Annotated in this window: 19 protein-coding genes; 11 read left to right on the top strand and 8 right to left on the bottom strand. The window is 63.7% G+C overall.

Annotated features, from left to right (window positions below):
* Window positions 1-38 precede the first annotated feature (38 nt).
* The gene (locus tag JL811_RS16940; RefSeq protein WP_202689893.1) at window positions 39-944 is read left to right on the top strand and encodes a LysR family transcriptional regulator; all 906 of its coding nucleotides are present in this window, start codon (window positions 39-41) and stop codon (window positions 942-944) included.
* A gap of 138 nt (window positions 945-1,082) precedes the next feature.
* Window positions 1,083-1,628, top strand: coding sequence for a DNA-3-methyladenine glycosylase (locus JL811_RS16935; RefSeq protein WP_202689892.1), 546 nt, complete (start codon window positions 1,083-1,085; stop codon window positions 1,626-1,628).
* 133 nt (window positions 1,629-1,761) lie between these two features.
* On the opposite strand, the gene katE is transcribed toward JL811_RS16935, so the two are convergent.
* From katE to JL811_RS16905, 6 genes are all read right to left on the bottom strand, one after another.
* On the bottom strand, window positions 1,762-3,849 hold the full coding sequence (gene katE / locus JL811_RS16930; RefSeq protein ID WP_202689891.1) for a catalase: 2,088 nt from the start codon (window positions 3,847-3,849) through the stop codon (window positions 1,762-1,764).
* A 1-nt stretch (window position 3,850) separates the two neighbouring features.
* Complete coding sequence (locus JL811_RS16925; protein WP_202689890.1) at window positions 3,851-4,054, bottom strand: hypothetical protein; 204 nt, start codon at window positions 4,052-4,054, stop codon at window positions 3,851-3,853.
* A gap of 116 nt (window positions 4,055-4,170) precedes the next feature.
* Window positions 4,171-5,316: a PRC-barrel domain-containing protein gene (locus JL811_RS16920; protein ID WP_202689889.1), complete on the bottom strand. Its 1,146-nt coding sequence runs from the start codon at window positions 5,314-5,316 to the stop codon at window positions 4,171-4,173.
* A gap of 151 nt (window positions 5,317-5,467) precedes the next feature.
* Complete coding sequence (locus JL811_RS16915) at window positions 5,468-5,977, bottom strand: ferritin-like domain-containing protein (protein ID WP_202689888.1); 510 nt, start codon at window positions 5,975-5,977, stop codon at window positions 5,468-5,470.
* Between the two features lie 454 nt (window positions 5,978-6,431).
* The gene (locus JL811_RS16910; protein ID WP_202689887.1) at window positions 6,432-6,761 is read right to left on the bottom strand and encodes a hypothetical protein; all 330 of its coding nucleotides are present in this window, start codon (window positions 6,759-6,761) and stop codon (window positions 6,432-6,434) included.
* A gap of 146 nt (window positions 6,762-6,907) precedes the next feature.
* The gene (locus JL811_RS16905; RefSeq protein WP_202689886.1) at window positions 6,908-7,114 is read right to left on the bottom strand and encodes a hypothetical protein; all 207 of its coding nucleotides are present in this window, start codon (window positions 7,112-7,114) and stop codon (window positions 6,908-6,910) included.
* A gap of 303 nt (window positions 7,115-7,417) precedes the next feature.
* Between JL811_RS16905 and JL811_RS16900 the strand changes: the two genes are divergently transcribed.
* From JL811_RS16900 to JL811_RS16885, 4 genes are all read left to right on the top strand, one after another.
* Window positions 7,418-8,140, top strand: a complete 723-nt coding sequence (locus JL811_RS16900) for a gluconate 2-dehydrogenase subunit 3 family protein (RefSeq protein ID WP_202689885.1) — start codon at window positions 7,418-7,420, stop codon at window positions 8,138-8,140.
* Between the two features lie 3 nt (window positions 8,141-8,143).
* Window positions 8,144-9,913 (top strand): GMC family oxidoreductase, encoded by a 1,770-nt coding sequence (locus JL811_RS16895; protein WP_202689884.1) that lies wholly within the window; start codon window positions 8,144-8,146, stop codon window positions 9,911-9,913.
* A 15-nt stretch (window positions 9,914-9,928) separates the two neighbouring features.
* Window positions 9,929-11,290 carry a cytochrome c gene (locus JL811_RS16890; RefSeq protein WP_202689883.1) on the top strand — a complete coding sequence of 454 codons (1,362 nt, stop codon included), beginning with the start codon at window positions 9,929-9,931 and terminating at the stop codon, window positions 11,288-11,290.
* Between the two features lie 74 nt (window positions 11,291-11,364).
* Window positions 11,365-12,048: a DUF421 domain-containing protein gene (locus JL811_RS16885; protein ID WP_202689882.1), complete on the top strand. Its 684-nt coding sequence runs from the start codon at window positions 11,365-11,367 to the stop codon at window positions 12,046-12,048.
* A gap of 46 nt (window positions 12,049-12,094) precedes the next feature.
* Here JL811_RS16885 and JL811_RS16880 read toward each other — a convergent pair whose 3' ends face one another.
* Window positions 12,095-12,481, bottom strand: a complete 387-nt coding sequence (locus JL811_RS16880; protein ID WP_202689881.1) for a GFA family protein — start codon at window positions 12,479-12,481, stop codon at window positions 12,095-12,097.
* A 256-nt stretch (window positions 12,482-12,737) separates the two neighbouring features.
* On the opposite strand from JL811_RS16880, the gene JL811_RS16875 reads away from it, so the two are divergent.
* The 3 genes from JL811_RS16875 (at window position 12,738) to JL811_RS16865 (ending at window position 14,541) form a co-directional block, all read left to right on the top strand.
* Window positions 12,738-13,445 (top strand): BON domain-containing protein, encoded by a 708-nt coding sequence (locus JL811_RS16875; RefSeq protein WP_202689880.1) that lies wholly within the window; start codon window positions 12,738-12,740, stop codon window positions 13,443-13,445.
* 148 nt (window positions 13,446-13,593) lie between these two features.
* A complete protein-coding gene (locus JL811_RS16870; RefSeq protein WP_202689879.1) occupies window positions 13,594-13,818 on the top strand; it encodes a hypothetical protein in 225 nt (74 codons plus the stop codon).
* 162 nt (window positions 13,819-13,980) lie between these two features.
* Entirely contained in the window at window positions 13,981-14,541 is a 561-nt protein-coding gene (locus JL811_RS16865) for a sigma-70 family RNA polymerase sigma factor (protein ID WP_202689878.1), read from the top strand.
* Window positions 14,542-15,011: 470 nt separating this feature from the next.
* Here the strand turns inward: JL811_RS16865 and JL811_RS16860 are convergent, their stop codons facing one another.
* On the bottom strand, window positions 15,012-15,509 hold the full coding sequence (locus tag JL811_RS16860) for a YciE/YciF ferroxidase family protein (protein WP_202689877.1): 498 nt from the start codon (window positions 15,507-15,509) through the stop codon (window positions 15,012-15,014).
* 142 nt (window positions 15,510-15,651) lie between these two features.
* On the opposite strand from JL811_RS16860, the gene JL811_RS16855 reads away from it, so the two are divergent.
* Window positions 15,652-16,662, top strand: a complete 1,011-nt coding sequence (locus tag JL811_RS16855; protein WP_237685026.1) for an SDR family oxidoreductase — start codon at window positions 15,652-15,654, stop codon at window positions 16,660-16,662.
* Window positions 16,663-17,135: 473 nt separating this feature from the next.
* Entirely contained in the window at window positions 17,136-21,380 is a 4,245-nt protein-coding gene (locus JL811_RS16850; RefSeq protein ID WP_202689876.1) for an autotransporter outer membrane beta-barrel domain-containing protein, read from the top strand.
* The last annotated feature ends 288 nt before the right edge of the window (window positions 21,381-21,668 follow it).

Genomic DNA, 21,668 nt, shown 5'->3' with positions numbered 1-21,668 from the left:
TAAAGTGGCATCTGATGATGACGAAATCGGGATAATAAATGGAAACCGGTCTGAAGGGGCTTGAGGCGGTTCTGGCCATCGCGCGGCGCGGATCCTTTCGCGCGGCTGCGCTGGATCTGGGCCTGTCGACCACCGCGCTGTCGCATACGATCGGGCGGCTGGAGGCGGGGCTTGGTGTGCGGCTGTTCAACCGCACCACCCGCAGCGTTTCCCTGACCGATGCCGGGCGCGATTTTGTTGCCCGCGTCGCCCCCGCCATTGCCGAGATCCGCGCCGCGATGGACACGGCCCGGTCGCAACGCGAAACGCCCTCAGGAATGCTGCGGATCAACGCGTCGGCACAGGCGGGCCGGGAGGTCGCGCCGCTGGTGCTGGATTTCCTGCGCCGCTATCCCGAGATGCAGGTCGATCTGGTGACCGAGGGGCGGCTGGTCGATATCGTGGCTGACGGCTTCGATCTGGGCATCCGTCCCGCCGATCTGGTGCCGCGCGACATGATTGCCCTGCCGTTGGGGCGCCCCGAGCGTCATGCCGTGGTGGCCGCGCCGGAATGGCTGCTGCGGCATCCGGCACCCCGTTCCCCCGCCGATCTTGACCCGGCGCATTGTCTGCGTATCCGCCTGCCCAATGGCGCGCTGCTGCGCTGGCCCTTTGAAAAGGACGGCGCGCCCTTGCCCTTTGAGGCGAAGGGCCGCCTGACGATGGATGAGCCCGCCATCGCCCGCGCGGCCGTGCTGGACGGGGCGGGGATCGGCTATTTCATCGAGGGCGATGTGGCCGAGGATCTTGCCGCCGGGCGCATGATCCGCCTGCTGGAGGACTGGACGCCCGCGCGCCCGGGGTTCAGCCTGTATTATCCCGGCCGCCGCAACCCTTCGGCAGGTTTTGCTGCCTTCATCGCCATGGTGCGGGACGGAAACAAGGCGCCACCGGTCCCGCGATGACTGCCACGCCTGCGACCTTGCATTTCTGTCCCGCGCTGCGGTCACAACACCGGGCCCGGTCAAGAGGCCTTCATCACGCGTTTCGGACAAGATCTTCTGCCGCAGTTGCGCTAAGGCGGGCAGTACGGAGTTTGTCGCATGGATTTCAGCCCGCCCTTCGATCCTGATCTGGATGCCTGCGCGTTGGCCCGTGCGCTGATCGGTGCGGCGCTGACCGTGCGGGGCGTGGGCGGCATCGTGACCGAGACCGAAGCCTATGCCGCCGATGATCCGGCCTCACACAGCTTTCGCGGCCCGACGCCGCGCAACCGCGCAATGTTCGGTCCGGCTGGCCATGCCTATGTCTATCGCGCCTATGGGCTGCATCTGTGCCTGAATGTCGTCGGCCGCCGGGGGGAGGCTGTGCTGATCCGTGCGCTGCGGCCGGAATGGGGGATCGCCGAGATGCGTCAGCGCCGCCCGACGGGTCCGCTTTGTGCGGGACCGGGGCGGCTCAGTCAGGCACTGGATGTGCGGATCGACGATGATGGCAGGCCCTTCGACGGCACCGATCTGCGGCTGCGCCCGGCTGCCGCGCCGGTGACCGGCATCGTTTGCGGCCCGCGCATCGGCATTTCCCGTGCGGTCGATCTGCCCTGGCGGTTCGGTCTTGCGGGCGAACGCGGACTGAGCCGGCAATTCTGAGACCGCTGCGGGTGCCGCGCCCGTTTTTCCGCCTTGTTTCGGGTCAGGGGCGCGGGCCTTTGCGCAGGCAGCCCCCGCGCCCCTACGATCCCCGCGCCCTGATCCTTACATCCCCGGCTTGTTGCGGGTCGTTTCAGGGTTTGCCCGCCCCTTCGCGCGACCAGAGCCGCAGCGGGCGGCAGGCGGCAACGAAACCGGCAGAGGTGCCGGGTTCCAGCGCAATAATCCCCTCATCCGCCGCCGGGTCGATCCCCGCGGCCTTCAGCAGGGCCGCCGCGCCCGGGCTGTGGGCGATGAACTTGCAATGCGCGAAAGCATCGCGGACAAAATCGCGCGCCGGGGCCTCTTGCGCCAGACGCGCGGCCCCTTCGGCCGTCAGGACCAGCGCCACCGCGTCGAAGAGGACCGAAGGGCCACCCTCGACCATATGCATCGCCGGGATCCTGCTGCCATCGGACGCCGTCACACCGCCGATTTTTGGGGCCACGATCTCCAGCGTGGCGCCTTCTTCGTGCAGCGCGTCCGACAGTTCCTGCAGCAATGTGGCATCGACACCGTCACAGACCAGAACCCCCAGCTTGCGGCCTGCAAAGCTGTCCGGACCATTGCGCTCGATGCTCAGCGCCGGCGATGCCGGCAGATCGCGCAAAGGCACGGCGCTGTCGGCAGGCTCGGGCATCGCCGCGATCCCCAGCCGGTCGGCAACCTTCCCGGCCAGCGGGGCGTCAATGTTCAGCAGATGGGCAACCATGCGTTCGCGGATGACCGGCGTTTCGCATTTCGACAATTCGAAGATCAGCGCATCGGCGATATGGTTCTGCTCGGTGGCGGTCTGGCTTTGATAGAACTGCCGGGCCTGACTGTAGTGATCGGCAAAGCTTTCGGGCCGCAGCCGCTGTTTCGGGCCATCGGCCGGGGTGGCATGGCTGAGATGTCCGCGTGCGGGATCCTCTCGTGGACCTTCCTGCCATGAATTCGGTTGATAATTGGCCCGGCCCTTCGGGTTGCGCATCGCCATATGCCCGTCCCGCTGAAAATGCGCGAAGGGGCATTTCGGGGCATTGATCGGGATATGGGTGAAATTCGGACTGCCCAGCCGTTTCAACTGCGTGTCGAGATAGCTGAAATTCCGCCCCTGCAGCAGCGGATCATCGGAAAAGTCGATCCCCGGCGGCACGTTCTGCGTCATGAAGGCGACCTGTTCGGTTTCGGCAAAGAAATTGTCCGGCATCCGGTCCAGCACCAGCCGCCCCACGGGCACCGGCTTGAGGATCTCTTCGGGGATGAGTTTGGTCGGGTCGAGAATGTCGAACTCAAACCCGTCGGCGAAGTCCTGATCGAACAGCTGAAGGCACAGCTCCCATTCCGGAAAATCGCCCGATCCGATGGCATTCCACAGGTCGCGGCGGTGGAAATCGGGATCGGCGCCGTTGATCTTCACGGCCTCGCTCCACATCACCGATTGCAGGCCCAGCTTGGGCTTCCAGAGGAATTTGACAAAGGTGGATTTGCCCTGCGCATCCAGCAGGCGGAAGGTATGGACGCCGAAACCCTCCATGAAGCGGAAGGACCGGGGGATGGCGCGATCCGACATGACCCACATGATCATATGCATGGATTCAGGCGTCAGGCTGATGAAATCCCAGAAATTGTCATGCGCCGACTGGGCCTGCGGAAAGCCGCGGTCCGGTTCCGGCTTCACCGCATGGATGATGTCTGGAAACTTGATTGCGTCCTGAATGAAAAAGACCGGGATATTGTTGCCGACCAGATCCCAGTTGCCCTCTTGCGTATAGAACTTGACGGCGAAACCACGCGCGTCGCGGGCCAGATCGACGCTGCCCTTGGATCCGGCCACGGTTGAGAAGCGCACAAAGACCGGGGTGATCTCTCCGGCGCGCTGGAAGATATCGGCGCAGGTATATTCGGAAAGCGTGTCGTAGGTCTCAAAATAGCCATGCGCGCCATAGCCCCGGGCATGGACCACCCGTTCGGGAATGCGTTCATGGTCGAAATGGAACAGCTTTTCGCGGAAATGGAAATCCTCGATCAGGGCCGGACCACGCGCCCCGGCCTTCAGCGTGTTCTGATCGTCGGCGACCGGCCCGCCCTGTGCAGTGGTCAGGGGTTGCGTCCCTTCCGGGGCGGTCTGATGCAGCGTGCCGCCCGGCCCCCGGGCAAGTGTCTGGTCGTGAAGTCTTGCGCGGTCGGACTTGGTCATCTCAGTCTCCTGTGCTGGTTTCGGGCGGGCTGCGATCCGAGGAGCCGCCCGGTTGCTTGCGGTTGCCGTCATTGCGGCGGTTCGGATCGGTCCGGTGCCGTCCGGCCGGATCAATCTGTTGCTGGCGTTGGTCGATCACATGAAGTTCGACCTGACGCAGGATCTCGTTTCCCGGCAGGGCCGGGACTTTGGGGCAGTGGGTCATCGGAGGCCTTTCGCGGCATCGTGGTTAAGACCGGCGCCGACTTGTATCAGACGGCAAGGCGGCGTCGGGACAGGATCCGGTTCAAAGGGTGGGGGCGTCCCCGGATCCTGCCAGGCTCATTGCGTGATCGGCATGCCCGAACGACCCAGCGAGTCCGGGTTGTCCGCATCATATTCCGGCAGCGCCTCGATCTGTTCGCGGGTCCAGGGCAGATAGACGCGGGTTTCGCTGTCATTGCTGTAGATCGCGAGATCGCTGACCGGCACCGCAACGCTGTGCACGCCGATGCCAAGGAAGCCGCCGATATCCAGAACGGCATGGGTCGGCTGGCCCTGATCGGCACTGCTGCTGTTCATGCCGCCAGAGTCTGTGCCGGTGGCGGCTGGCCCGCCGGTGTCGGGCACGGTGGTGGCGGGCAGGGTGCTGTCGACGGCGGCGCTGTCGCTGCCGGTGGCCATTGTCGAGCCGGTTGCGGTATTGCTGCCGGTGGTGCCGGTTTGCATATCCGTCGTGCCGCCTGCGCCCGATGAGGTGTTTGCGTCAGTGCTGGCGGAGCCTTCGGTGGCGGTCCCGGTCGCGGAAGTGCCGGAGTCAGCGTTGCTGGATTCCCCTGCCGAACCGCTGGCGGCGCCAGCGCTTTCGGGCGGCCCGCCGGACCCGTCGGTTGCAGTCGTCCCGTCGGTTCCGGTGGTCCCGCCGCTCATGCCATCCGCGCTGCTGCCCGAGATGGGTGCGCCGGTCGCGTCCGTGCTGCCATCGGATTCGGGCATCGTTCCGGTCGTGGTTCCGGTCATTGTTCGGGCGGTGCCTGTCACCCCGCTGTCACCGCTGACCGATTCGGTTGCCGTGCCGGTCGTGCCAGCCGTGCCCTGATCCGTGCCAGCCGGATCCGTGCCGGTCATGCTTTGGTTGCCCGCGCTGGAGACACCGGCCCCGCCGGATGTGGTCGTGTCCATCGAGGCGCCAGCGCCGGGCATCACCTCTTCCGAGGCCTCGATATGCAGCACCAGATCCACCACTTCGCCGATCGAGTCGCCGGTGACGTCATAAAGTGTTGCGCCCAGCAGATCGTCGGCGGTCAGCGCCATGTCCTGCTGGTTGAACCCTTCGGGCACCGTGACGGCGGACATGTCTGCCCGGTTGGCAGTGGTCCCGCTCGATGCAGTTCCGTCCGACGAGACTGCCGGATCGGTGGTCTGCGCCACAAGCGGTGCGGCTGACAGGGCTGAGACAAGCGTGGTGGTCAAAAGAAGTTTTCTCATGGTCTTCTCCTTGAGGATCGGGCCGCCGGATCGCGGCGACGGGGATGCTTGGGTCGCCGGATCGCGGCGACGGAGGGCTCAGGTCAGAACCGGGCTGCGATCCGGCCGCGTGGAAGCCGGGGCGGAGCTACAGGCCGTGTCACCCGACCCATCATCGGCTGGCCTGCAGATCGGCCTCGTCGCGCTTCAGAAAATCCCGTGTGATCGTGTCGGTGTGTTCGAACAGCCAGTCCGCCATGTCCTGTTCCTCGACAAGGATCTGCTGAAGGACGGACACCGCCCTGTGATCCCCCAGGCGGTCGGCGGTGGCGATCAACACCTTGTAGGCAATGATTTCCATATGTTCGAAGGCATAGCTGCCCATGCAGTCTTTCACGACCTCGTCGATGGCAAAGAAACCGCTGAGGGCCTGACCGGACGCGGCCATCTTTCCCATCGCGTCCTTCATCATCGAACTGCCCGAGGCGCGGGTGTTCAGAAGGTCCAGCAAGGCCGCCGCCTGGCGTTCGGTTTCCGAGATATGCGTTTTGATCCGGGCGCTGAGTTCGGGGTAATTCTCAAGTCGCGACAGCTTCCCGCGCATCATCGTCAGGGCCTGCTCTTCCATCGCATGGGCATCGCGAAGCCATGCGACATAATTTTCACGGATATTGTCGTCCATTCAGTTTCCCTTCGATATGGTGCCGCGATCATTGGTCGCGCGGCTGAAACGGGCAGACGCGTCGTGATCCGGCCGTGTGGGCAGTTCCTGTCTATGCCGCTTTCATTTACCCCGAAGGGTGCGAGGGCCTTCGATGGGTCCGCTGCCCGAATGGCACCGGTGTGGGCGTGGTCCTGATCCGGCAAAGACCGGTTGTTCTTGGACAAGCAGGCGGCTGCGGGTCGAACGGATTCCTGACCTGTCTTGCCTGCGGTTTCTTCCTGCCGTTTCGGGGGCAAGCAGGGGATCAACCGGCAAGAGGTGCGAATGTTCCGTGCAGGACGGGTTCCTTTTGCGCGCCGAGAGAAAGGCCAGACCAAAAGGCGTGCGCGCAGGGGGCGGCAGAACCGGCGGACCCGTACCGACCGGCCTGTTTGTGGCAGCGCCTTTTGGGCCGCTGTCGCTTCTTGTGGTTTCAGCAGTCGTCGCGCTTGTTGATCCGGCCCGAATGATCGCGATTTTCGCTTATGGTGCTGTCGAAGTTGCGACTGCGCGGGATCAACGGTGCATCGCTGTCCTGCTCCGTGTCCTGCACTGTGGACTCGTTGCGGATTTCCTGTGGCGCGGCGCGTTTCTGTTCAGGCGACAGATCGGGCGCACCGGACTTGATTTCGCCCGCCTCTAATTCACCGGCCTTGAACTCCTCGGGCCGATGGGCGGAGCCTTCATGATCCGATTGCGCATTCTTGCGCGGCACGGCCCGGGGCGGGCGTTTTTCGGCGGCGAATTTGGGTTCGTTCGGCATCTGGGGTTCCTCCGGTTTGATGCAGCTTCAATCTTTTGGCCTTTGAAATGTTCCGCATCACTGCAACTGGCGGCGCGAAAAGCCCGCCACGAATGCCAGACGGCAGGGCCGAAGCCCCGCCGCCTGTGTTGTGACGCTGGTGGGGGTCAGCGTTTCTGATCCCGGTTATCGGGCGTGTGGCCCTTGGCATCCCGTCCGGTCTGTTCGCCCTGCTTGTGCTGGGCGTCCTGACCTTTCTGGTCCTGACCGGGCTGCTTTTGCGGCTGCTGGGTGCCGCCCTGCGTGGCCGGATCCTTCGGGTGTTTTTGGTTCTGATTGTCCCGGGTGGGATTGTGCTGATTCTGCGTTGCCATGATTTCCTCCATTCACGGACAGGCGCATGTCGTCTTGCGCATCCCGTTCAACAGGGCGGTCCCCCGAATGTTCCCGCCAAATGTTCCCGCCGAACGTTTAGCCGGGTGCCATTACGCCCGCGTGCAGGCGGCCCGTGCAGGCGGCCCGTGCAGGCGGGCCGTGCAGACGGACGGCGAGAGGTCGCAACACCACCCCCCGGATGCGGCTACCGAATTCCGGGAACATTTCGCGGTTTGCCCGGTTCAACCCTCAGGCGCATCGCGAATGCCGCTTCCAGCCTCCAGTTCATCCGAGGAAACGACATGACCTTTCCCCCCGAGGCCCCGCTTTTCCCCCCCGCCAGCCGCGCCCGCCGCCAGTTTCTGCAGGTCTCCGCCGCAAGCCTTGCGATGGTCGGGCTCAGTGCGCCGTTTCCCGCGATGGCACAGGCGGACCTGCCGCCGCTTGAGGATTATGCGCCGGAATTCTTCACCCCCGGGGAATGGGCTTTCGTACTGGCGGCCGTGGCCCGGCTGATCCCGTCAGAGGGCGCGGGACCGGGCGCGATCGAGGCGCGGGTGCCGGTTTTCATCGACCGCCAGCTGGACGGAAATTTCGGACAGGCCAGTGACTGGTACATGGCAGGCCCGCATCAGGCCGATGCAGCGCCCGAATTCGGCTGGCAGACACCGCTCAGCCCGGCCGAGGTGTATCGCGCGGCGATCCCGGTCTTTGACGACTGGTGCCGCGATACCCTTGGAGCGCCCTTTGCCGGACTGGAGACCGAGGCGCAGGATGAGGCGCTGACCCGGCTTGAGGCGGAAGAGGTGCCGCTGGCCCCCGAGATCCGGGATTTCTTCAAGATCCTGCTGGCCAATACCAAGGAAGGGTATTTTTCCGATCCCATCCATGGCGGCAATCACGGCATGGCGGCCTGGGTGCATATCGGTTTTCCGGGCGCGCGGGCGCATTACCTGGACTGGGTGGGGCAGCATAACGTGCGCTATCCGCTGGGCCCCGTCTCGATCAGCGGCGAGAGGGCCTGACCCATGGCCAGAACCGATGCAAAAAAGGATGTGGTGATCGTGGGCCTTGGCTGGACCGGGGCGATCATGGGGATGGAACTGGCACAGGAAGGGCTGGAGATTCTGGCGCTGGAACGCGGTCCCAACCGTGAGACGGTGCCCGAGATGCGCTATCCCAACATGATTGACGAGCTGAGCCAGGGAGAGCGGCATAACATGATGCTCCGCCCGGCCCAGTCCACCGTCACCATCCGCCGCAATCTGAATGAAACCGCGCTGCCGATGCGCAAATGGGGGTCGTTCCTGCTGGGCAATGGCGTGGGCGGATCGGGCGTGCACTGGAACGGCCAGAACTGGCGGCCGCAGCCGATTGAAATGCAGTTGCGCAGCCATATCCGCGACACATGGGGCGAAGAGATCATTCCCGAGGATATGACAATCGGGGATTACCCCGTCACCTATGATGAGCTTGAACCCTATTTCGACCGGTTTGAGCGGGTTGCCGGGATTACAGGCGCTGCAGGCAATATCAATGGCGAGGTGCAGGAGGGGGGCAATCCGTTCGAGGGCTGGCGGTCGGGCGATTATCCGATGCCGCCGTTGCCCGTTACCTATAATGGCATAAAGTTCGCCGAGGCCGCGCGGGCGATGGGTTATCATCCCTTTCTGCGTCCGGGCGGCAATGCCTCGACCTCTTATGTCAATGAATATGGCATGCAGATGGGGGCGTGCAATTTCTGCGGCTTTTGCGAACGCTATGGCTGCTACCAGTATTCCAAATCCTCACCCCAGACGACGATCCTTGCGGCATTGTTCCGCAAGCCGAATTTCAGCTATCGCACCGGGGCCGAGGTCTTGCGTGTCGAGATGGCAGCAGACGGGCAGACCGCGACCGGCGTCACCTATTTCGATGAGGAAGCGGGCGAAGAGGTGTTTCAGCCCGCCGATATCGTGATCCTTGCCGCCTATCAGATCGAGAATGTCCGGCTGATGCTGCTGTCGGGCATCGGAACGCCCTATGATCCGGTCTCGGGTCAGGGGGTGACCGGCAAGAATTATGGCTATCAGATCACCGGCTCCACCTCGATGTTCTTTCGGGATGAGCATTTCAACCCCTTTATCGGCTCGGGCATCAACGGCGTCTGCATTGACGATTTCGGGATGAGCGCGAATGACTTCGGCGCGCTGGGCTTCATCGGCGGGGCCTATATCTCATCCGCACAGACCAATGGCCAGCCGATCCGGTCGATGCCGCTGCCGCAGGACACGCCGGCCTGGGGGGCGGAATGGAAATCTGGGATCGCCGAATGGTATGGCCATCAGATGAGCATCGGGCATCATGGGTCAGTCATGTCCTACCGGGGGCATTACTGCGATCTGGATCCCACCTATCGCGACCGCCATGGCCGTCCGCTGATGCGGATCACATTTGACTGGCATCCGAATGAGCTGCGGATGAATGCCTATCTGAAGGAAAAGATCGAGGAAATCGCGAGGTCGATGCAGCCCGATGTGATGCAGTCGAGTTACAAGGATTATAACAGCCGCTATGACGTGCGCCCCTATCAGACCACGCATAATACCGGTGGTACGATCATGGGGGCCACGCCCGAAACCGGGGCGGTGAACCGCTATCTGCAGGCCTGGGACAAACATAATGTCTTTGTCACCGGGGCCGGGGCTTTCGTTCAGAACACGCAATACAATCCCACCGGACTGGTGGGCGGGCTGGCCTATTGGGCGGTGGATGCGATCCGGCGCCAGTATCTGCGCAATCCCGGGCCACTGGCCTGAAAGGGGGACAGGATCATGATGATATTTCTGCGTATCCTCGCCGCTTTTGTCCTGATGGGAATTATGGCCCTTGTGGCCATCATCTGGCTGCCGGTCAGCCGTTCGCCGCTGTCGGAATCAGTACCTGCGGATTGGACGGCCAGCCCCGGTGAAGGCGAATATGTCATGCGCGCGGGCGATTGCATGGCCTGCCACACGGCCGAGAACGGGCCGGATTTCGCGGGCGGTCGCGCCATCGAAAGCCCGCTTGGCACGATCTATACCGCCAATATCACCCCCGACCCGGAAACCGGCATCGGCAGCTGGACCCTGCCGCAATTCCGCGCCGCAATGATCGACGGGCTGCGCCCCGACGGGGCGCATCTTTACCCCGCGATGCCCTATGAAAACTACCGCATGCTGACCGAGCGGGATATCCGCGCGCTTTACAGTTACTTCATGGACGAGGTGGAACCGGTCAACAGCCCGGTGCCCGAGCCTGAACTGCCCTTACCGTTCAATCAGCGGTGGGGCATCCGGGTGCTGAACTGGGCGATCCTGAGCCATGACAACGGCTTTGACGGCACGATGGGCGATCCGGTGCTGGATCGCGGGCAGTATCTGGTCGAAGGCCCGGGCCATTGCGCGGCTTGTCACAGCCCCCGCACCGTCTATATGGGGCAGGACGGTATTGCCGCCGGTGAACCTGACTTTCTGACCGGCGGTTTCATCGCCGGGCAGGAAGCGCCCCCCTTGCGGGGGCAGGGCAGCCGCATCCGCCATTGGCCGATCCAGGAACTGACAACCTTTCTGGCTACCGGGCGCAATTTCGAATCCACCGCCAATGGCGAGATGGGCCTTGTCGTCGATCATTCGCTGCAACATCTGACGGATGATGACATCATCGCCATTGCCCGTTTCCTGCGCGCGGCGGATCGTCTGCAGCATGAGGCCCCCGAGGAGGCCGTGGCCACTGGCCCGCTTTCGATACCCTATGCGCAGGCCAATGCGGAAGGGGCGGACACCGCGCGGATGCTGACCGGGGCGCAACCCGACATGCCCTTGGGCGCGCGGCTTTATCTCGACAATTGCGCGCAATGCCATTTCGTGACCGGTCGCGGCTCACCGGGGATCTTCCCGGCGCTGCAGGGCAATTCGCTGGTCACATCGTCCGAGATCGCGCCGCTTGTCTCGATCATCCTGCAGGGTGCCCGGGTCGAGGGCACCGAGAAACGGCCGATGCCGCTGGTGATGCAGGGCTACAAGGACCGGCTGGATGATGCCGAGATTGCCGAACTGGCCAGTTTCCTGCGGCAAGCCTGGGGCAATGCGGCAGAACCCGTTACCGAAGCCGAGGTCGCGGAAATTCGTCAATCCGGCGAGGCGATCGGACATTGATCGACCCCAATGCTGCAAACCAGTGAAGTCTCGGGGCGGTCCTGCGGCAATCGGTCAGATGGAGTTGTGCCGGAATGGACCCTGTCATTCCCCTTGACCTGCAGCGGATGTTTCTTGGGGAGGATCCTCCGCTTTTCCTGCTGGAAATCCTGCTGCGGATCGCCATCATCTGGCCCTGGACCATGCTGCTTTTGCGCTGGATCGGCGGGCGCAGCATTTCACAGCTTTCCCTGATCGAGTTCCTGCTGGTCATCGCGCTGGGTTCGGCTGTGGGGGATTCGCTGTTCTATCCGGAAGTGCCGCTTTTCCATGCGATGCTGGTGATCTTTGTCATCATCGCCATCGACAAGGCGATTGATCACGCGATCCGGCGGGTTCAGATCGCCAAGCGGATTTTCGACGGCCGCCCGGTCGAGGTGATGACCAACGGGGTAATGCGCGTTAGTCTGATGGGGGCAAGGCAGATTGGCAGTCTGGAACTGATGGAACTGCTGCGGCTGAAAGGGGTGCGCAATCTGGGCTCGGTTCATCGGGCCTATATGGAACCATCGGGGCAGCTTTCGGTCTTTGCCGCCGATCCGCCGCTGACCGGTCTGCCGATCATGCCGCCGGTCGAAGCCCATGATCCCGACAGGGCGCAGGTCGGCGCGCGCTGCTGTCTCAATTGCGGCAGGCTTGGCGATCTTGCGGCGGACTGTCCGAATTGCGGGGCGGACAATTGGGCGATGGTAGCGGTACCGGCGCCGAAACTTGGCTGAATCCGGGGCAGGGCAAGATCCGCGCGCGCCGCGACAGGGGGATGCGTTAGTCCTGATGCCTGCTGCCGCTTTCGCGGTCTTTCAGAAACCCGCGAAGCGGAAACGCTGGCAGCCAGCTTTCGCGCCGCAGGGTCCAGAGTTCATAACTGGGCGTCAGTTGATCGGTCTGGTCCAGCGCACCCAGATTGATCTCGATTTCATCATCTGTGCGCCCGAAGACCGGTGACCCGCATTCAGGGCAGAAATGCCGCCCCCGGAAGTCGCGCGTGGGTCCGGTGATCGTCACCGCTTCGGCCGGAAAGATGCCCGAGGCGTGAAACAGCGCGCCGTGATGCTTGCGGCAGTCGATGCAGTGACAGATCCCGACGCGATAGGGCGCACCCGTCGCCACGAACCGGACCTTGCCGCAAAGACAGCCCCCTTCATAGCGCATGGCCCTTTTCCTTTCCTTGCAACTGCCGTGTCTGGTCTTGGCGCACCTGCGTCGCAAGATCTACGGCGCAGGTCCGGGATGCCTTCAGAAAACAGATGAAGCCGTCGCGGGCAAGGTTGAACCCCTGCGGGTGGAGAATGTTCAGATCCGATCCGGGCCGGGCCGTGGCGGGGTCCGGTGGAACAATGCGGCAGAGGAATGGTTGACTCCCCGTGGCGGCGCGGTGCCGCAGACCCAGGACAGAAGGAGTGGATCCATGGCAACCAGACGGGATGACGGGCAGGATATGCCGCCGGACCGTGGCCGGGGCGAACGCCCGCAGGACAGTCGCGAACAGGACAGGTCGGGGCGGGATCGCAATGAAGACGGATATCGTGACCAAAGGGCCAGTCAGGGCTATACCGAGGATGACCGGGGCCGCAATCGCGGTGATCTATGGCATGGCGAGGGGCGCGACCGGGATCGCCGCGACTGGGATCCGGCCAATTACGGCGGGCTGAACCGCGAACGCGGCCCGGGAATGGCCGGAGGCTGGGACGATCCCGCGCGCAACGACGCGGTGGGCCGGGGAGATTTCCCCTCTCGGCAGGATACCCGCTCCGACAGACCGCAGGACAGGTCGCCACAGCCCGAAACCGGCCCGCATCGTGGCAAGGGGCCGAAGGGCTACAGGCGGTCGGATGAACGGATCCATGAGGATGTCTGTGACCTGCTGGGCCATGACGACAAGCTGGATGCCTCGGGCATCAGTGTCACGGTTGCTGGCGGAGAGGTCACGCTGGATGGGTTTGTCGATACCCGCATGGCCCGCCGCTGGGCCGAGGACTGCGTCGAAGCCTGTTCCGGCATTGGCCATATCCAGAACAATCTGCGCCTGCGCGATGACGGGATGCACGGCCACGATCAACACAGCGGTGATGACGCCAGCCATGGCATGGTCCGGCCGCGCGGCGGGCAGGACTGACCGATGGCCGGCCACGCCGACGGGTCCGGCGTGGCGGGCCTGCCCCGCTTTCAAGGATTTGATCACCGGGGGGCTGTAATCGCGCGGGATCATTGCTTAGGGTCGGCGATTGGGGCGTTAAACGCTCGGGCAGGCTGGAAACAGATTTATGAATCGTCGCGCAATCCCTTTTCCCGGGCAACCTCCCGCACAACCGCCGTATGAGGAGGAGCCGCTTTCGCATGAAGCGAAGGAACTGGCCGAGCAGATCGCCGCCGAACCCGTGCCGGAACGGCTGCGGATGATGGCCGCCGAACTGGGCCGCGCGCTGGATGCCAGGCAGAAGGATTCCGACCGCGATATGCCGTCTGATACTGAAAAACCGGCGGACTGATCGCTTCGGGGATACCCGGCAGGACTTTGGCGGTCCCGATTGCCCCGTGCCTTACTTCACCGCGACAGACCACATTGCGCGAATATGCGCCCATGGCGGGAATGACGCGGAACGCCCTGATCTGGCCGGGGTTGAATCCGGCAAAGGATCAGGGAGATTGCGATGTCCAGATCAGACAAGACCCGAACAGCGACATATGACCAGACATCAGCGGGTGAGACCACCGCGGATGAACTGGTTGAAATGATCCCCGCCTTGCGGATCTACGCGCGCAACCTGATGCGCGGCGCGGATGAGGCGGATGATCTGGTGCAGGAAACCCTGATGAAGGCGCTGGCCAATGTGGACAGCTTTCAGACCGGCACCAATCTGCGGGCCTGGCTGTTCACCATCATGCGCAATTCCTTTCTGACCCGCGTGACCAAGCGCGCGCGGGAACGGGTTGGGTCCAGCGATTGCGTTTCGGGCAATGTGATCTGCTTTCCCCGGCATGACGCGCAGATTGCCGGAAATCGTCTGATGGCCGCGATCGGCCGTCTGCCGCAGACCTATCGTGAGGCGCTGGTACTGGTTTTTCTGATGGGAGAAAGCTATCAGGAGGTGGCGCGGATCACGGATTGTGCCATCGGCACCGTGAAAAGCCGCATCAACCGCGCCCGCAATCTGGTAATGGAGGATCTTGGGGCGCGGCGCGTCGATGATCTTATCGTGGTGAACCATTGATCGCCGTTCATCACTGATCGCCGTTCATCACTGATTGGGTGGCAGGGTCAGTGGCGTAACGCCCTGCACCGGACCGAATTCTGCCACCTTGCAGCGCAAGCCCGACCGTGCAGCACGCCGTCGGATCCGATGGCAAAGCGGGTCTTGGCGTCCAGTTGATGGGGGCTGCGCCCGTTCGATCACCTCGCGGCCCTGACCGCTGGGAAAGCCCTGACCGCTGGGAACGACGGTGCCGGTTAGTGTGACACCGCTTTCCCGTCAGTCGATGACCAGCACCGGGACCAGCACCGGGACCTCCTGCCTTCCGGTCAGGGCAGATCAAGCCGCTTTGCAGCTGCGGGATCTCATACAGAGAACGGCCCGGAAAACTGCGGTCCCGGGGCCCGAAGACGGTTTCATGCTATCCGCATCCTGCCTTGCAAAACGGGCGGGCCGGTTTTGGCCCGCCCGCCATCTCAGGTCACGTCACCTCAGGCCGCTTCGACCGCCGCCTGATTGACCGATCCCTCGGCCAGCCGTGTCAGTTTCACATCGGTGGCTTCTTCCTCCGACAGGGTCTTTTTCAGCAACGCGACCACGTCCTTGTGGCCCAGCAGCTTGGCCCAAGCGCACAGCGTACCATAGCGTGCCATCTCGTAATGCTCGACCGCCTGTGCGGTGGCGACAAGCCCTGCGTCCAGCGCGGGGGAATCCTTGAAGCCCTCCATCACTTCCTCACCTTCCTCGATGATGCCGTCGATGGCCGGGCAGGTCTTGCCGCGCGCCGCCTTGCCGATCATCTCGAAAACCTGCTGCAGACGTTCGACCTGCCCTTCGGTTTCGTCGCGATGGGACTCAAAGGCCGATTTCAGGTCCGGTGACTGCGCGCTGCGCGCCATCTTGGGCAGCGCCTTCAGGATCTTGCGTTCGGCGTAATAGATGTCCTTGAGCATGTCGATGAACAGATCTTCCAGCGTTTTCGTTTTCATGGCGTCACTCCTGTTTCGCGGATGGGGATTGTCTGTCCTGAACCGGGGGCGGGGCAGATTGTTCCCGGTCGCTGGGGCAGCCCGGGCGGAACATCACGACCCGCTGCGGGTTCAACACCTGTCCCCCCAATGGAGTTTCCCCATGACCGACGCCAAGCAGAACCCGTCCAACCATTCCGTGATCATCGTCAATGCGCCGGTCCGCGAAACCCCGCCGGGCGTTTCAGGGTCTGACCCGGCGCAGGAGGGCCGCCCGCCGAACCCGGATCCGGACCGGCAAGAGGCCCCCCTCCGGCCTGCCGCCTATCCGCGGCCGCCCTTTCCCGAACAGACGCAGGACCTGCCCGGCAGTTTCCGCAAGATGGACCCGCGCCCCGACCATGGCGAGGAAAGCTGGCAGGGAAGGGGCCGACTGGCGGGCATGATCGCGCTGATCACCGGCGCCGACAGCGGCATCGGACGCGCGGTCGCGATTGCCTATGCCCGCGAAGGCGCCGATATCGTGCTGTGCTATCTGGACGAGTCCGAAGATGCGGCCGATACCGCAGGGCTGGTCGAACAATGCGGGCGGCGCTGCATGCAGATGAAGGGCGATATCGCGGATCCCGCGCATTGCCGCGCCATCATCGGGGGCGCGGTGCGTGAATTCGGCCGGATCGACATTCTGGTGAACAACGCCGCCCATCAGCAAAGCTTTGACGAGCTGACCGACATCCCGGATGAGGAATGGCAGCGCACCTTTGCGGTGAACATCCATTCCATGTTCTATCTGGTCAAAGCGGCATTGCCGCATATGGGCCGTGGCAGCGCCATCATCAACACCGCCTCGATCAATTCCGATATGCCGAACCCCTCATTGCTGGCCTATGCCACGACCAAGGGGGCAATCCAGAACTTCACAGGCGGGTTGGCACAGATGCTGGCAGAGAAGGGCATCCGGGTGAATTGCGTGGCCCCCGGGCCGGTCTGGACACCGCTGATCCCGGGCAGCATGTCGGGCCGGGAAGTCGCGCATTTCGGTGAAAACTATCCGATGGGGCGTCCGGCACAGCCGGTGGAACTGGCCTCGGCCTACGTGATGCTGGCCGAACCGATGTCAAGCTACATCTCGGGCGCAACCATTGCAGTGACCGGGGGCAAGCCGCTGATCTGAAGCGTGGGCGGGGCTGCGCGCGCCGCCGCCTGTAGCGGCGATGCGGTCAGGGCGGAGGGACCGGGGCACGCGATTGCCGCCAGCCCGCCCCTCGGAAACCTGCAGATATGGTGCCGCAATCGCGGATCGGGACGGCCCACCGGACGGAACAGCTGCCCGCAACCGCAGAAAGCTTGTGGAAAGACGCGTGGCCCGGGTCCGGCATGTTCAGCGGCAGGGTGGCGGCGGTATGCCGTCCCACGCGCTGGAAAGGCCAGCCGGAACGATGCCTGCCGTCTGCCGATCAGGCGCGCGGGCACGGGGGCCGCGTGATCGGTGCCCGCGTGATCCCGCAACACCACGGCACTGGGCGGTGCCGGCCCGACATAGGTGCGGACCATCGGGAAACGATGTTGATACCGGGGTCTTTCAAATGTGTCGCTTTCCGGCTATGCATATCGGTGTAATGGTTTTCTGTTGTGAGTGTGCGAGTGATGACCCGGCCCGATTTTTCCCAGGCTTTTCGTGGTGGCAGACTGGTCAAGTGGAAGGGTGGGGTCGCCAGTATCGCCCCCTTCGCGGTGTCGGTCGCAGGGGCTGCGGGGGCGGTTCTTGTTCTGGGTGGCGATCCGGCATGGGCGGCCTGCACCTATATCGAACCTGGCCAGTACACGGCCTCGGGTCCCGGTGAAAACTGCGTCGTCACCGATGAAAATTTTAGCGTTTTCAATAACTTCACCGGCAATGACGCCATCATGGTGCATAATGGCGCCACGCTGACATTTTCCGCGGCTTCCGGCGGGAATGCAAATGTCAGTGCAAATGCCACCGGCATCCGGCACGGCGTTTCCCTCGGTGTTCGTGTACCCGGCCCCTCCACCCTGACCGTCAATGGCAATCTGGATGCGCGCGCAACCAATGCAAACAACGGGCGCGGGCTGATCATCAACGGCGCGGGCAATGAAGCCTATATCACCGGAACCCTGACGGCCGTGCGCAACGGCGGTTCGGGCGGGGCGGCGGTTGAGGTTGTCAGCGGCGGCCTTCTGGATGTCGGCGGAAATGCCGATATGAGCTCGAATCTCGCTCAGGCGTTGCGCGGCTACGGCACCACCACCCTGCGCGGCGATGTCATGGCCACGACGACGGCAGCCACCATGGCGATTATCACTTCAGGCACCACGCGCATCGTGGGCGATCTTACCGCCACGGCCAATCACGCCTCGGGCACGGCGCTGGTCCAGTCGGCGGGTTATTTCATTGCCGAACAGGGTTCAGTGCTGACGGCCGGGGGCAACGGCGTCAATATCAGCGGCGGCACGCTGGCACTTGGCGGCAGCACTCAAGGTTTTGTGGCCGGTCAGACGGTGGTTTCTGTCGGTGCGGATGCCACGATCGCGGCCACGAATGCCAATGCGATTGTGGTCGGTGGCACGCAGACCCAGACCGTCATCATTGACGGCACGATCACCGGCGGCAGTCTCGCAACAGCCGCCGCCCTGCGCACGCAAAGCACTGCAGGCATGGCGGTCACGGTGGATTTTCAGGATGATGCGGTGGTCAGCGCGGCCTCGGGCATTGCCTATCGTGATGATGCCGGTAACGCGACGGTGACCGTGGCCGAGGACGCCGAGGTTTCCGGATCTTTTGCCCTTGGTGACGGATCGGATCATCTGATCCTTGACGGACTGACCGATGTTTCAACGATCACGACCCTGGATCTGGGTGACGATCTGGACAGTGCCGATGGCTGGGTCGATACCCTGACACTGCGCGGCATGTCGTTGGCGATGACCGGGGCGACTATCCTGAATGCCGAGATTGTCGAGGTTGACGGCGGGCAGATCAGCTTTACCGACAATGCGCTGACGACGGGCAGCGCTGATGGTCTGGGGCTGCATGTGAGGAATGGCGGCGTTCTGGCCGCCGGGTCGGTTTTTGATCTGACCGGCAGCCTGCGGATCGCGGCCGATGGCACGATGCATGCCTTGGGCGGCGGTGCGGGACAGTATACCGTGAGCGGTGATGTCAGCCATGCCGGAGTGATCGACCTGCAGGACGGGCTAGCGGGCGATCTTCTGTCGATTGACGGTGATTACCTTGGTCAGGGCGGCACGATCCGTCTGGATACGGTCATGGCGGATGACACCAGCCTGACGGATGCTGTGCGCATCGGGGGTGACGCATCGGGCAGCACCGTTCTGGATATCGCCAATGCGGGCGGTCTGGGGGCCATGACGGTCGGCAATGGCATCCGTGTCGTTGAAATCGTCGGAAGCAGCACCAGTGACGCCTTTGCCTTGATGGATGAATTTCTGGTCGCGGGCGCCTTCGAATACCGGCTGTTTCATGCGGCGACGGACGGGGCGGATGAAAGCTGGTATCTGCGGTCGGAACTGAGCCCGACGGATCCCACCGACCCCACCGATCCGACGGACCCCACTGATCCGACGGATCCCACCGACCCGACAGATCCCACTGACCCAACGGATCCCACCGACCCGACAGATCCCACTGACCCAACGGATCCCACCGACCCGACGGATCCCACCGACCCGACGGATCCCACCGATCCGACGGATCCCACCGATCCGACGGACCCCACTGACCCGACGGATCCCACCGACCCAACGGATCCGACCGACCCGACGGATCCCACCGACCCGACGGACCCCACCGATCCAACGGACCCCACCGACCCGACGGATCCGACCGACCCGACGGATCCCACCGATCCGACGGACCCCACCGATCCAACGGATCCCACCGATCCGACGGACCCCACCGATCCAACGGATCCCACCGACCCGACGGATCCCACCGATCCAACGGATCCCACCGACCCGACAGATCCCACTGACCCGACGGATCCGACCGACCCAACGGATCCGACCGACCCAACGGATCCAACCGACCCGACGGATCCCACCGATCCGACGGACCCCACTGATCCGACGGATCCCACTGATCCGACGGATCCCACCGATCCGACGGACCCCACCGATCCAACGGACCCCACCGACCCGACAGATCCCACTGACCCGACGGATCCGACCGACCCGACGGATCCCACCGACCCAACGGATCCGACCGACCCGACGGACCCCACCGATCCAACGGATCCCACTGACCCGACGGACCCCACTGATCCGACGGATCCCACTGACCCGACGGATCCCACCGATCCGACGGACCCCACCGATCCAACGGACCCCACCGACCCGACAGATCCCACTGACCCGACGGATCCGACCGACCCGACGGATCCGACCGACCCGACGGATCCCACCGACCCAACGGATCCGACCGACCCGACGGACCCCACCGATCCAACGGATCCCACTGACCCGACGGACCCCACTGATCCGACGGATCCTACCGATCCGACGGACCCCACTGATCCGACGGACCCCACCGATCCGACGGATCCTACCGATCCGACGGACCCCACTGATCCGACGGACCCCACCGATCTGACGGATCCTACTGATCCAACGGATCCTACTGATCCAACGGATCCGACGGATCCTACTGATCCAACGGATCCTACCGATCCGACGGACCCCACTGATCCGACGGATCCTACCGATCCAACGGACCCCACTGACCCGACGGATCCCACTGATCCGACGGATCCTACCGATCCAACGGATCCGACCGACCCGACGGATCCCACCGATCCGACGGACCCCACCGATCCAACGGATCCCACGGATCCCACCGACCCGACGGATCCCACTGACCCGACCGATCCCACCTTCCCTACCGATCCGACCGATCCCACGGATCCGGTCCCGACCTATCGGCCGGAGGCCGCGCTTTATGGTGCCGCGCCGGGGCAGTTCCGCTTTGCGGATACGACCATGCTTGGCAACATGCACCGCCGGCTGGGGGAGACCATTACCGATGAACGTCAGCTCGTCTGGGGGCGCCTGATCGGCAGCCGGTATGAAAATCGCATCGACAGCGCTGTCAGCCCGCATTCGGAGGGATCGCTTACCGGTCTTCAGCTTGGCGTCGATGTCTGGCGGAACAGCGACTGGCGCAGCGGGGTCTATATCGGCACGCTTCAGGGCCGGATGGATGTTTCGGGCTTTGCCAGCGGCCGTATCGGCCATGTCGGCAGATCCGAGAGCAATTCATGGTATCTGGGCCTTTATGGCACCCGGACCTGGGCGGATGGCACCTATCTGGATCTGGTGCTGCAAGCCTCACGCCATGACGCGGATCTGTCTGCCCGCAGCGGCAGCGAGGGCGACCAGAAGGGCAGGGCGCTGACCGCCTCGGCCGAGATCGGCAAGCCTTTCCAACTGGATAACAGTCCCTGGATGATCGAGCCGCAGGCGCAGCTTGTCTATCACAAGCTGTCGCTGGATGATGTGGTGATCGGCAATACCCGTATCAGCCACAAAAGCGATGAGGCGTTGCTGCTGCGTCTGGGGGTCCGTGCGCAGGCGGACTATATGCTGAATGATGGCCTGTTCGAGCCCTATATCCGTGCCAATCTTTACCATCAAAGCTCTGGCAGCGACCGGATAACCTTCACATCGGGCAGCACTGCGACCACCCTGCTTAACCCGTTCGGCTATACCAGCGCCGAACTTGCGGTCGGGGGAACCTACATGGTCGGCCAGAATACGCAGATCTATGGAGAGATCGGGCGGATGTGGTCGCTGGGCGGGCGGTCCGAACTGGACAGTTCCGTGCAGGGATCCCTTGGCCTGCGGATCCGCTGGTAAGACAATGCCCGGCACCGGCGGCAGCGTATTGCCGCCGGTGCCGACCGGCCAAAGACGGGCTGTGCGCCTGCTTTCGGCTCCGGCGGCCGGCAAGGGCAAAGCTGCACGCGCGCTGGCTCGGTGGCATAACGCGACAAATGTCATCGGATTCAGGCTTGAAAAACGGTGCGGGTGGTTCAGACTGACAGTGTCGGACCCTCTGTGCGAGGTCCGGCAGGGCTGTCGGCCTCGGCTGGTCTGCCCCCGTCACCTTCGCGCTGCCGGTTTACGAGTGTCTCTTTGTATCAG

Origin of the sequence: Szabonella alba, from assembly GCF_016765775.1 — a bacterium.
GTDB classification, from domain to species: domain Bacteria; phylum Pseudomonadota; class Alphaproteobacteria; order Rhodobacterales; family Rhodobacteraceae; genus Szabonella; species Szabonella alba.
The sequence above is the reverse complement of the archived record's forward strand: the minus strand, read 5'-3'. Positions and strand labels throughout refer to the sequence as shown.